Origin of the sequence: Streptomyces humicola (genome assembly GCF_024436035.1) — a bacterium.
Classification (GTDB): Bacteria; Actinomycetota; Actinomycetes; order Streptomycetales; family Streptomycetaceae; genus Streptantibioticus_B; species Streptantibioticus_B humicola.
This window is the reverse complement of the sequence record NZ_JANFNG010000013.1, coordinates 150,416-163,826: the sequence shown is the minus strand read 5'-3', so window position 1 is coordinate 163,826 and position 13,411 is coordinate 150,416. Positions and strand designations below refer to the sequence as shown.

Genomic DNA, 13,411 nt, shown 5'->3' with positions numbered 1-13,411 from the left:
CCCGCCCGGAATAGCGGCGCCTCGTGGCGCACCAGGGCGTACTTCCAGTCGATCCTGCCGCGGACCGCGTCGGCTGCCTGGCGGTCCGTCAGCCGCTCGGCGAACTGCATCACCGACACCACTGCCAGCATCCCCGGCGACAACCCCGCCCCACCCCGCGCGGGGAACGCTGCCACGAAGTCCGCGTCCTGAAACAGCACCCCCAACTCGTCACGGACCCGCATCGCCAGACAGCCCTTGAGGAAAGCCGCCTTGGCCACCCGCACGGTGGTCTCGGGGATCTCGGGAGCGGGGACAGGACGCAGCGACACCGCCGATCCTCCTCACTTCCCCGCGAACAGGCCGATCACCAAAACCATCCCACGCCGAGAACCTGCGCGTCAGAGGTTCTCAAGAATCGAGCGACAGAGTCCCGCAGTGCACCAACCGGCTACTGATCTTCGACAGAGGTCACGCGGAGAAACTCCTTCACGACTACGCACGTCACTTCAACAGCCACCGGCCCCACCAAGGCCGAAACCAGCTCGCGCCGTTCGACGACCCCAACGTCATACCGCTACCGACAGCCCGGATCGAACGCCGACAGGCTGTCACAGGCCTCATCAACGAAGACCACCGAGCAAGCTGACCACCAGCGAAACTCCAGCTCGCAGCCAAGCCATTTTGAAGCGCTACGGGGGCGATCGGGCTTCCCGACGGCAGTCTCACATAGAAATCTCACAGAAAGGGCGACTCACGGAAAAATTATCTTAGGATAGCCAAGGGTAATCCCCTTTAGCTAAAGTGGCGGCTTTATCGAATGAAAGCCGCCACAACGCCAGCAAGGATGGCCGCAGCCAGGAAAATATCTGACGACCAGCACCGCCGTATCAAATGTTTCTGGGCGGGAGCGGCCTTTTCGGGTGGCAGCGGGGATTTAGGCAACCGACTACCCACATCGCTGGCAGCCTGATCAGATGTTCCATAGTGTTTGTCAACAAGCGATCCGCCGAAGGCGAAGACTCTGATTGTATCACCGTGAACAGTCGACATCGAGAGGCCGCCGGTTGAGCTTAGCCCGACACTCTTGACGGAGGCGTAAGCGACCTCTTGAGAGCTTATCGGATTGTCCACGCGTAGAGAGTTCGCCAACAGCACGATCTTGCATGTGCCGATTCTCCGGAGAAGTGCGGTCACGCCGCAGAACACACAGGCCACAATCCATACATCATGATAATTTTCGTGACTAATGGATGTTTTCACCCCGAATGGATAAATAGTCCATATTGTCACGATACCGACCCAGGTCGCCATGGACCATGACCGCCGTTGAATCACTCGCTCATCGCGACCCGCGACACCTTTTTGCTGCATCATCGCAGTTTAGCACCCCCGGCCGTTAAGGGCGCTTGCGTTACCGGCCCCACAGAATAGCCAGGAAAGCTGCGCATTCACCCCGATATTCAAGGCAGTCCGCCCGGGGTCAACGACCCTTACCGTCTGGGTTGCCCAGCCTTTTCGTCCTCCGCCAACGCCGGTGTCATAGCCCATCTTGGTTCTGTAGAGCGGAACTTCCACTTCGGCGCGAGTCGCAGCGTTGCCCCGAAAGGCTTCATTCCAGTCCGCTGCGCCGATCCCATCCATACCCATTGCCCGGGCAACGCCTCCTGCGGCGAGTCCGCCTCCAACGGTCCAGCCAAGAGATTGGAGGTAGCCCCCTGTATCAAATTTCCCTGTCTTTACCCAGTCGCCACCATACTGGACTGTTGACGCCACAACTCCCACCACAATGCATGCGCCGGCCGAGACGAAGAGACATGCGGCGAAGGCACCGGCCGGGATGATTATGTTCTTCCAATTATCCCAGGTGGTCAAGAATTTGAATGCCGTGTCGATGGAATTGTGGCGCTGCAGAGCTTCCCCTTCTGCAGCTGCAGCCGCAGCCTCTTGGGCAGCAGAGTTGGCATTCTCTAGGCACGCCCGATTGCAGGTGCTCGGCATGCCGCCGCCGGTGTGCGTGACGGGTTCCGTTACGGGAGCCGGTGGCGGTGTGCATATGCCGTAGCTCTCGAGGTATTCGGTGCACGAGCCTGGGTAGGATGCGCCGGTGCCGCCTCCGGTTGCCGGGTTGCCGGTGTTTCCGCAGGGGCTGTCGCCGTTTTGGCCGCATTCGGAGCGTTGGCCGGAGGGGTCGCTGCCGGTGGTGGGGTTGTTGCCGGCGTAGTCGTAGCCGGCGAGTTGGGTGGGGTCGTTGGTTTCGAGGAGGGGGTCGGGTGAGAGGAAGCGTCCGGTGGTGGGGTCGTATTCGCGGGCGCCGAGGTTTTCGAGGCTGGTGGTGGGGTCGGGGGTGCCGCCGACGTAGCCCTTGTCGCCGGGCCATGTGGTAGGGGCGGTGCCGCGGGTGTCGCCGAAGGGTGTGTATTGGCGGCGGGTGAGGTTGAGGGTTTGGTAGTCGATGGCGAGGGTGTCGGTGTCTTGCCGGTCGGGGATGAGGTACTGGACGTCGCCGGTACTGGAGCGTTCGGCGGTGGTTATGCCGCCGGTGGTGTAGTAGCGGGTGCCGGACAGGGTCTGGGTGCTGCCGCTGGTGGTGTCGACGATCTGTTCGTCGCTGAGGTAGACGGTGGCCTGGCCGGGGTCGGTGCGTAGGACGAGGTTTCCGTCGGTGTCGTAGAGGTAGTTGGTGGAGCCGCTGCTGGTGGTGTCGGTGGCGAGTTTGCCCTGGTCATTCCAGGTGAGCGTCTGGTTGCCGTCGGCGCCTCCGCTAATGGAGGTGGTGTTGCCGGAGGCGTCGTAGGTGTAGCTGGCGGTTTGGTTGCTGGCGTTGGGGCCGGTGGCGGTGGTGTTGGTGAGGGTGTGGGGCTGGTCGGTGGAGGATCCTGCGGCAGGGTAGTTGTAGGTGGTGCTGGTGTCGTTGGCGGTGTTACCGGTGGTGTCGTGGTCGGTCTGGCTGGCTCGGTCTCCCGCGGCGTCGTAGGTCCAGCTCTGCCAGTACGGGTTCGGTCCGCCGACGCTGCTGCTACTGCCAGGCGTCGGGGTCGCGGTGCAGTTGTCGGTGGCAGTCCACGCGGCGTTCAGGCGGGTGGCGTAGTCGTAGGTGAAGCACTGGGTGTCGGTGGTGGTGCCGCCGTTTTGGTTGTCGGTGGTGGAGGTGACCAGCCCGGCACCCGCGGAGATGTTGCGTTGGGTGTCGGAGTAGTTGTATTTGGTGTCGTCGACGATGGTGCTGCCAGTGCCGACGGTTGTCTGGGCGTCGGTCAGGGCGTTGGTCTGCGGGTCGTAGCTGAGGTTGAGGTAGACCGGTGTGGTCGAGGGGCCCATCGTGTATTGGACGGGCTTGCCGTAGTGGTCGTAGCCGACGGCGTTGACGTAGCCCCATGCGGCACTGCCTTGGTCGCTGCCGGTGCTGATGGGCTGACTGTAGTTGTCGTAGCCGTAGTTGATGGTCTCGCCGGGCAGGCCGCCGTCGGCCGAGTCGCTTTGAGAGCTCTCATTGCCGGCGACGTTGTAGGTATAGGACTTGGAGTAGCCGCCGGAGGGCTGCAGTGAGCTCTCGTTAGAGGGCAGATTCGCGAGGGTCTCGCGCGTGGCGGCGACTTTGGCCATGCCGGTGTAGCCCAGGATGGTCTGCGTGACCGAGGGGCTGGTGGTGCCCATCTGGTAGGAGGTCGACGCGGTCGGGTAGCCCTTTTCGAGCGTGTCGTAGGTCCAGGAGCCGATCACGTTGCTGCTGGACGGGCTGGCGTTGCCGGTTGTGTCGTACGCGGCGGTCTTGCGCCCGTCCGGGTCGTAGCTGTAGGTGGTCTGCTTGCCCCGGGCGTCGGTGGTGGTGATCAGCTGGCTGGCGTTGTCGTAGGTGTTGGTCGTGGTGCCGGTGTCCGGGTCGGTGGCGGAGGTGGTGTTGCCGAGCAGGTCGTACTGCCAGGACCAGGAGTTGCCGGCGGCGTCGGTCTCTGTGGCCTGCTTCCCGTTGGGGTAGTAGGTGTAGTGGGTGTCGGAGTAGTCCGAGGCCGGGTCACCCACCGGGTCGGCGGGGACGCCGGAGTGGTATTGGTACAGGTCGGTCGTGTTGCCGCGGGCATCCGTGATCACCGTTTGGGCGGTGCCGCCGGTGGGCGGGACGGTGGTGGTGAAGTTGCCGCCGTAGGTGTAGGTGGTCTGCCAGGTCTGGTTGGCGAGGGCGTAGGCGATGGCGGCTGTTTTGCGGCCGTCGCCGTCGTAGCTGTAGCCGGTCTCGGAGGGGATCTGGCCGTCCTGCGCCTGGACCAGCGTGCTGTTCGGGGTACCGGTGGTGTAGTACGGGTCGGTGGTCTTGGCGACCCAGCCGTCGGTGTTGTAGACGGTGTCGGTGATCGTCCGGCCGCCGTCCTCGGTCGACGCTTGCGTCTCCCGCGGGCGCAGCAGAGAGTCGTAGAGGACCTCGCTGACCCGGTAGGTCGACCCGTCGTTGTTGAGGGTGTTGGTGGTGACCATCGCCGGCGCAGTGTTGGCCGGGGGATTGTTTGAGAGCGTGTAGGAGTACGTCAGGCTGGCGTTGGTGATGCCGGGCTTGAACACGGCGGTCAGGCGGCCGAGCGCGTCGTACTGCTCCTTGGTCACATAGCTGGCGGGGTCGGTGGTCTGCAGGGCCAGGTCGCGTAGCGAGTCGTAGGTCGTGGTGGTGGCGTAGGTCTTGGGGTCGGTGACCTTGACGGAGGTGGGTTCGGCGCCGGTGGTGGGGGTGTAGGCGGTAGTGGTCGTGCGGTTGTCGGCGTCCTTCGAGGTCAGGGTGCGCCCGTACTCGTCCACGGTGGTGGTGGACTGCGTGGTGTAAGTGGGGGTGGAGCCGCTGTACGAGGTGGCCTTCTGCGCCATGGTGGCGTCGCCGATGGTGGGGGCGGTGCCGAAGGTGGTGGAGCCGTCGTAGAAGGTGCGGGTGTCGGAGACCGCGTCCTGCGGCAGCGATGGGGTGGTGGAGCAGTTCACCGACACCGTCTGCGTCTCGTCGGCCGCATCCAGGATCCAGGCGGTGGTGTTGTCCGCGTAGGTGGTGGTGGTGCACAGGTCGTCGGAGCTGGTGGAGACGTCCCCCAGTTCGTTGGTCTGGGTGACCCGGCCGTAGTTGTCGTGGGTGTAGTCGGTCTCCGTCTCGCGGGTGCTGCCGGAAGCGAGCGGAGTGTAGACACGCTGCTTGGCGGTGCCCGTGAAGAATGCCTGTTCGTTCGGCAGGCCGGAGACGGCATGAGTGGCAGTGGCCGTCGAGGTCCAGGGGTCGGTGATGGTGTCGGTGACGACGTTTCCGCTGTTCCAGCCGTTGTAGACGATCTTCTCGTATGTCAGCCCCTCGAACTGGTTCGAGTCGGTGACGGCGGGATCGCCGCGGGAGTCGCTGATTGACACCGACCGCGTGCCGCTGTTCGGGAGGGTGTCGCCGTCCATGCCCCGGAAGTAGGTGTAATCGGTCTCGGTGACCTGATCAGGGGCGGTGCCGGTGGCGACCTTCATGCCCTGGTAGCCGCGCCAGTCGTTCCAGGTGCGCTCATTGGAGGGGGTGAGCGGGTTGTCATCGTAGTGCCAGGCGGGATTGCCGATCGGGTAGTAGTGCGTGGTGATGGTGTCATTGACGCCGCCGCCGGTCGGGTCCTGCTGGGTGACGCCGGTGACGATGTACTTGTTGAACCAGTCCTCGATCGGCGACGTCTGACCCGTCGGCGTCCAATAGGCGGGGTAGCACAGCTGGGTGTTCTGGCTCGCATCCGCAGGCGTGCCGGAGCCGCAGGCGGCGGAGGAGTAGGCGACGTTGATGGTTGCGTCGGTCTCGGTGGTGATGGTGTTCAGGCGCTGGCGGGTGATCGGCGGATATCCGTCGGTGGTGTTCACACGGTTCGACAGCGGCGTGCCGGTGAGTGTGATGGACGGCACGGATATCGAAGAGGAGGAGCCGCCGGCGCTGGTGTCCTGCCCGGTGCGGGTGATCGAGGAGAGCCACAGCGAGGGAGTGGTGGCGTCCCCGGTCGCAGGGAAGGAGTGGTTGAAACTCCAGGAGTCGACGTTGGTCTCCGTGGTACCGACGAGGGCCTGGGTCTGGACGCCGGTCAGCTCGTACTCGGACCAGAACGTCGGGGAGTTGACCGAACAGGAGGATCCGTTGGTGCAATTCAGGTCGTAGGGGACGTCCGGCCAGTTCGAGGCGGTGGAGGACGACAGGGTCGAGGTGTCGCAGCCGGTGGCTGAGGTGTCGCAGCGGCCGTTGACGTTGAAGGTCACCTGCGCGGCGGGCGAGGTGGAGTACACCTGGCCGGCTCGCTGGCCGTACTTGATCTGGTGGAGGTAGCCGCCGCGGATGTAGGAGGTGTTCGCGGTGGTGCCCAGATCGCGGGCGTAGGAGTTGGTCTCGGTGTTGTAGAAGTACGAGATCGCATCCTGGTGGGGGTCGACGACGTAGTCGAGGTTCCACCGGTATGCCTGCTGGCACCACGAGTTGGCGAAGGTGGAGTTGTAGCACGGCTCCCCGGAGGCGGTGGCGTACACCGGTTCGGTCCACACGGAGTTCGTGGTTGTATCGCCGCTGGCGTAGCCGGGGAGCTGGTTCTCGCCGAAGTAGTACTGGGTGCCGTCCGGCGTGGTGACCACCCAGTACTCGCCGTTCTGCGCCCCGTTGGATGCGCCCATCTCGTACTGCACGCGCTCGTTGGAGTCGTTCTGCGGGTGCCAGGTGCCCGTGGAGTCGTCCTTGATCAGGGTTGTGGCCGTCCCGTTGAGGGACAAGGTGAGGGTGTTGTTGTTCGACCAGCAGTTGTCCCAGGTCTGGGTCGAACCCGATGGATTCTGGTGGCAGGACTGGTACGACCGCTCGATGAAGCCGGGGCTGTATTCGAAACCGTCGCCTATAGGGGAGGCTTGGTTGTTGGTCGAGGAGGTCAGCCCGTCCTGGGATTGCGAGTTGTAGTCGAGGGAGACCTTCGGCTGGAGTCCGCCGGGGACGTTGGGCACATTGATCGGGTAGGACCAAGTGAAGGAATCCGAGCTGCCGCCTGCCTGCCAGGAATCTGACGGTTTGAGTGAGGTGGCGGTGAAGTCTCCGCCGCCGCCCCCGGCTGAAGAACTGGCCGCGAGGACCATGGGAGCTGTCTGCATCGCGGCGGACGACGTGGTGGCGGAGGGGGCAACATCACTGCCGAGCGTGATGTCACCGCGGAGTTGGCTGGTCTTGACGTCGTTGGCCGACGCGATGGGGGTCTGGGTACGGCAGCGCGGCAGGTTCGGGGTGGTGAGCGCGCAGGCCGGCAGTTGGACGAGGCGGAGGCGGGAGGGCCAGTCCGCGCCGAAGGCGCCGGCGAAGGTTCGATAGTCGAGGGCGATGCCGACCCTGCTCTCGCTGCTGCTGGAGTCCTTGCGGCCGACGGTCAGGAGCACGCCGTTGACGCCCGCTTGCGTGGCCTTGGCACGCGACAGAAGTTGCACCTTCGCACCTACGGGGGCAATCAGGGCGGGCGCGGTGGGGGCGTTTGCGCGGGTCACGCCGTTTTGAGGGGCACGGCCGATCCATATGGGCAGGGATCCAGCGCGCGTCTGTGCATCCGTTCTCGTTGCTCCGGTGGATGACTTGGTCGGCGATGGTGCGGTGGAGGCGAGCGTGACTGTTGCCGAGCCGGTGGGCCAGGAGACCTTCGGCGGGTGATAGACCGGCATCGCCTTGGGGGCGTGGTAGTGCGAGGTCACGGGCGTGACCGGGACCGGCTTGTCCTGCTGCAAAGGTGGTGCGTGGTGGGGGCTCGCGGCCGCGGCCGGTGCGGCCTGAAGTGCGCCCGAGATCAGAGCGGCGCACGTGGTAAGGGCCGTCAGTGCGCGAACGACGGTGCGGCGTCGCCATAGTCCCGCCCCAGTCATCCAGATGGGTCTGCCAGATGTGCCGCCGCGGCTGTCCCCGGAAGTCATAGCCACCCCGCCCCTCGTAACTCGGTGTTGGCCACAAGAGCCGAGCGGACGCTAGCAAGTGCACGTGCCACATGACCGACCCTCAGGAGATCTTTACTAACTGTTGAATAGTCAAGAACGTCGCAGAATGGTCACAAGATGGTCGAGTGGCTCCACTTCGTTCACGAAAGGTCTGGCGTGACGGGCTTTCGGGCTCATACCGTGCCTCCGGCCGGAACCACCGGCTCGTGGGAGGGGAGTACGGCTTGATGCCTCGACATGCGATTTCCCGTAGACGTGCCAGAACTGCCGTCGCTATAGCGGTCGTATTTGCCACCGCCGGTATGGGGCTTGCCCCGGCGCACGCGGACGACCCCCGCATCCCCGCACCAACGAACGCAGCCTTGGGCAGTCAGGCCACGCCCGGTCTGCCGAATTCGCCCGGTCTGCACATCGGCTCGGGCGCGCAATCCAACTACTCCTCCGGCCAGGAGGCTCCTGCCCCGGCCACCCCTACCGGGCCGTCGAACCTGACCACGTTGCCGAGTGGATACGGTGCGTCCCCCACGCAGCAGGCGGCGATGCAGGCGGCCTCTGCGCAGGCTGTCAAGACCGGAAGCCCGGTGGTGGTGAGCTCGCTCACCACGCCTGATGAGCAGGTCATGGCCGGCCCGAAGGGCGGCTATCAGCTGACGTCGAACGCCGAGCCGGTCCGAACCGAGCAGCACGGCCGCTGGCTACCGGTGAACATGACGCTGCAGCGGAACGCTGACGGCACGTGGTCTCCGGATGCGACCGCCTACGGCACGGTCGCCTTCTCTGGCGGCGGCAATACGCCTCTGGTCACCACCCACTTCGGCACCACCAACGTGACACTGTCCTGGCCGGGTAGTCTTCCCACCCCGGTCATCCACGACGCGACCGCGACCTACCCTTCGGTTCTTCCGTCAGTGGACCTGGTCGTTGCGGCCACCCCAAGCGGCGGCTTCACCGACACGCTCGTGGTCAAGTCCGCCGCGGCCGCCAAGAATCCAAAGCTGGCCACCCTCGCCCTGGGCACCACGGTCACCGGGGGCCGACTGGCCGCCACGACCGGCAGCAGCCTGGCCGTCTTCGATGGGCACGGGCACCAGCTGATGGACGCGCCGACCCCGTTGATGTGGGACTCCAACACGACCCTGCCTGCGCACCGCACAGCAACAGCTGGCGGGGGCAGCACGGTCAAGGCTGCCGCCGACCCCTCGGATGCCAGTCACCCCGGGCTGGCCGCCCGGATGGCCGTCGTCCGCCCGAAGGTCTTGGGCGCCTCGCTGTCTCTGACACCGGATCCGCGGATGCTCACCGCCCGCTCGACGGTCTTCCCGGTCTACATCGACCCGACCTTCAACTGGCACCCCTACGACCCGGCAGCTCCCTCGTTCGACGAGGTCAAGCAGGGCTGCCCGACGGTGTCCTTCTACGACCAGACCGGCTCCAACGCCGACAACGGCTATCTCGGTGTCGGTGACAACGGCTGGCAAGTCGGCGCATGCGACCCCGGCATCGAGCACGCGATCTACCAATGGCACCTGTCCTCCACGATCTGGGGCGCCCACATCAGCAGCGCCACCGTGGAAGCGGACGAGATCTACTCCGCCGCGTGCGGAGCCGGCTCCTACACGGTCAACCTGCACTGGTCCGGGGGCATCGGTTCGAGCACCGACTGGAACAACCGGCCCGGCTATCTGAGCTACTCCACCTCCGCGAACTTTCCTCGCGCTTACAACCCCACCTACTGCCCGAACAACGGGTCGGTCAGCGAGGGTCTCAACGTCACCTCCCCCATCGCCGACATGGCCTCCAGCCACGGCACCTCGTTCGCCGCAACACTCAGCGAGGACTCCGCCGAATCACGCGGCGACATCAACGGCTTCTCCCGCTTCTCCAACAACCCGGCCCTACAGGTCGAATACAACATCATTCCCTCCGCTCCGACCGCGTCGACGATGTCGGCGGTCTCCGGTGCTGATGACGCCGCTTGCGCCACCGGCTCGCCGTACCCGTACATGGGCAAGACCATCGCCAGCACCCCGCCGGTGCTCAAGGCGCGGGTGGCGGACCCGGACGGCGACAAGCTGCAGGCCACCTTCCAGTACTGGATCGACGGCTCCACCACCAAGAACTCCGGCGTCAGCGGAGACAACCTGAACAGCGGCTCGTACGCGACCTACAGCCTGCCCTCGTCCTTCACCTCCGGGCTGAGTAACGGCCAGGTCGTGGACTGGCAGGCCAAAATCACCGACGGTGAGGACTCCACCTCCTACTCCCAGTCGCCGACCTGCCACTTCACCGCCGAGCCCACCGCCCCGGACGCGCCGACCATCGCCTCGGAGAACAACCAATACCCCAACACGGACAACGGCGGCGGCCCCGGCGCGGCAGCGAACACGCCGGGCAAGTTCGACCTGTCCGTCACCGGCGGGGCCACCGCCACGAAGTTCGTCTACAACCTCGACGTCGCACCACCCACCACCAACCCGCCGGCCAACGAGGTCGTCACCGCCACCAACAACGCGGCGACGATCACGGTGACACCGCCCTCACCCGGCCCCCACACTCTGTGGGTCTACGCCGTCGACGCCGCCGGCGACATCTCCGGTGACCCCGGCTACGACTTCACAGCCACCGGAGACGCCACCACGCCGTGCGGCAGCCTGCAGGCGTGCATGGACAACACCGCCATCAGCCCCGACTCGAACATGTCACTCGGCGCGGCGGACGGCTACTCCAGCTTCTCCGCGACCGACCTGACCAACGCCGGCTGGAACAGCGGCGGCAAGGTCACCATCGACGGCGCCACCTTCACCCTGCCCGCCTACGGCTCCGGGCAGAAAGACAACGTCCTCGCCGCCAACCAGCAGGTCACCTTCAGCGGCTCCGGCAACGCGCTGATGTTCCTGGCCACCTCCACCAACGTCGCCTTCACCGACCCCGGGGCCCTCTCGAACGACGACACCGCCCCCTACGTGCCGCAGAACACCCCGATCTCCGGCAGCTGGTGCTTCAACGGCACCGACCCGGCCACCGCATGCGCGGCCACCGGAACCATCACCTACACCGACAACACCACCGCCCAGTACTCCCTGACCGTCCCCGACTGGATCACCGGCCCCTACTCCCTGGCCGGCGTGCAGCTACCGCACTGGAACAAGCCGTCGGGCCAGGTCACCAACAGCGCCACCCAGCCGAAGATCTACCCCTTCGCCGTGCCAATCGACCCGACCAAGACCATCAAATCCGTCACCCTGCCCGACGTCTCCAACCAGACCAACCAGTTCCAAGGCAGCACCGAGGCACTGCACATCTTCTCCATGGCCACCCGCAACACCACCACCGGCACCGCCGAAGCCAACGGCACCACCGTTGCCGCCCCCAGCGGCCAGTCGTGGACCGGCGGCTGGGCCAACCCCAACGAAGGCAGCTACAACTTCCAGGGCAGCAACTTCAACAACCAGACCTTCCGCATCGCCATGGCCCCGACCGTCTCCGGCAACACCGTGCGGATCAAGCTCGACAACGCCCTGGGCACCAGCGCACTGTCGATCGGGCACGCCACCATCGCCGTCGACTCCACCGACTCCAACGGCAACGCCACCCCCGCGGCCGCAGCGACCCCGACCACCCTCACCTTCTCCGGCAGCCAGTCGGTGACCATCCCCGAAGGCGGCATGGTCTACAGCGACCCACTCAGTTTCACCATCAACGCCGGCCAAGACCTGCTGGTCTCCTACCAGCTGTCCAACTCCGCGGCCTACCTCGTCCAGCACTCCGCTGCCAACGACGCCTATCAGTGGCTGACCGCCGTCGGTGCCGGCGACAAGACCACCGATACCACCGGCACCCCCTTCACCGGCACCGGCACCTACCAGGGCTGGTTCACCGACCTGGTCACCGACCTCGACGTCGCCACCTCAGGAACGCCTACCCAGGCGGTTCTCGGAGACCAGCTCACCGACTCCCAGCAGCCGAACGCCAAAGCCAACCTCAGCCAAGCCCGCCTGACGGACTACCTCTTGGACGACGAGATCACCGCACCGAACTCATTCGGCACGATCGCCGAAGGCATCTCGTCGAACCAGCTCATGACCGACTACGGGGAGACCAACAGCGTCGGCGCCCTGATCGGAGGACCCTCCGCGCTCTCCCGCATCGACCGCGACATCCTCGACCAACCAGGGATGAGCAACGTCATCATCGCCGAAGGACTCGAAGACCTCCTCTACGGCCGCCAGGCCACCGACCTGGACGCCAACGGCTACACCGCGCTCAACTCACAGCTCAATGGCTGGGGCCTCACCTCCACCTACGCATCGCTCACACCATGCGACAACTACGCGGGCGGCGGCGGAAAACCCAACGACCCCTGCAACACCTCCACCTCCGCCAATCCCCCCGTCGATGCCAACCGCATCGCCGTCAACAACTTCCTGCGCGGCGACAACCTGGGCAACCCGTTCGCCCCCAGCGGCCCCAAGGTCTTCTTCGCCGACACCGCCACCGCGCTGTCGGTACCCGACCCCAACAACAACACGCTGAACGAGCTCGACGCACCGGCCGACAACGGAGACCACGTCAACCTCACCACCACCGGCTACGCCGCCGAGGCCAACACCATCCTCCCACCCCACGACAGCTGGCCACTCAACGACGGCGGCGGCTTCACCGCGCAGGACAGCGCAGTCGCCGACCAAGCCCTGTCCACCTCCGGCGACGCCACCGTCGGCGCGGACCCACTCGCCTTGAACGGCACCACCACCTGGACCACCGACAACACCCGCGGCCAGACACTGACCTTCGACGGCAGCACCGGCTACGCCGCCGGCAGCGGTCCCGCCCTCAACACCGCCGGCAGCTACACCATCTCCGCCTGGGTCAACCTCTCCTCCCTGCCCACCGCAACCGCCACGATCGCCAGCCAGGACGGCAACGTAAACAGCCCCTTCTACCTCACCTGCACCAACTCCTCCTGGACCTTCGGCCTCTCCGACAGCGACGCCACCGGCGCCACCGTCCACCAAGCCACCGCAACCGGAGCCACCACCGGCTGGACCCACCTCGTCGGCGTCTACGTCGCACCATGGAAGGAAGCCGGCCTCTACGTCAACGGCCAACTCGCCGCCGTAATCACCGGCGTCACCTCCTGGAACTCCACCGGCCCGTTCACCCTCGGCCGCGACAAGACCAACGGCACCGACAGCGACTACTTCCCCGGCCAGATCAACAACGTCCAAACCTGGAACTACGCCCTCACCGGCGGACAAATCTCCGCCCTCTACCAGCAAATCCAATAACCCAGACCGGTGGTGGGCAAGCCGGACCCCCAGACCGGCCCGCCCACCACCCACCAGCCGCGCGTGATCCATCCCCGGATCGGCTTGGAGACGCTTTGAGCCGCTCGTGCTACAGGCGCCAGACTTCGGACAAGCCACGAGGCATACCTGCTGCCCTTGCGGCGTTACGGGCGCGAGCTGGGAGCCGATCGCCACCAGGTGTGGGC

4 protein-coding genes are annotated in these 13,411 nt (G+C 65.6%); 1 reads left to right on the top strand and 3 read right to left on the bottom strand.

Annotation, left to right across the window (positions count from 1 at the left end; translation table 11 throughout):
• The 3 genes from NGB36_RS18365 to NGB36_RS33180 all read right to left on the bottom strand — a co-directional run.
• The coding region (locus NGB36_RS18365; protein WP_505016745.1) for a transposase at positions 1–311 on the bottom strand (311 nt) is incomplete at its 3' end.
• A 481-nt stretch (positions 312–792) separates the two neighbouring features.
• The gene (locus NGB36_RS18360) at positions 793–1,293 is read right to left on the bottom strand and encodes a hypothetical protein (protein ID WP_255921395.1); all 501 of its coding nucleotides are present in this window, start codon (positions 1,291–1,293) and stop codon (positions 793–795) included.
• 69 nt (positions 1,294–1,362) lie between these two features.
• Positions 1,363–7,422: an RHS repeat domain-containing protein gene (locus NGB36_RS33180; RefSeq protein ID WP_308288877.1), complete on the bottom strand. Its 6,060-nt coding sequence runs from the start codon at positions 7,420–7,422 to the stop codon at positions 1,363–1,365.
• A gap of 857 nt (positions 7,423–8,279) precedes the next feature.
• Here NGB36_RS33180 and NGB36_RS18345 point away from each other — a divergent pair.
• Positions 8,280–13,205 (top strand): LamG-like jellyroll fold domain-containing protein, encoded by a 4,926-nt coding sequence (locus NGB36_RS18345; protein WP_255921394.1) that lies wholly within the window; start codon positions 8,280–8,282, stop codon positions 13,203–13,205.
• Positions 13,206–13,411 lie beyond the last annotated feature (206 nt).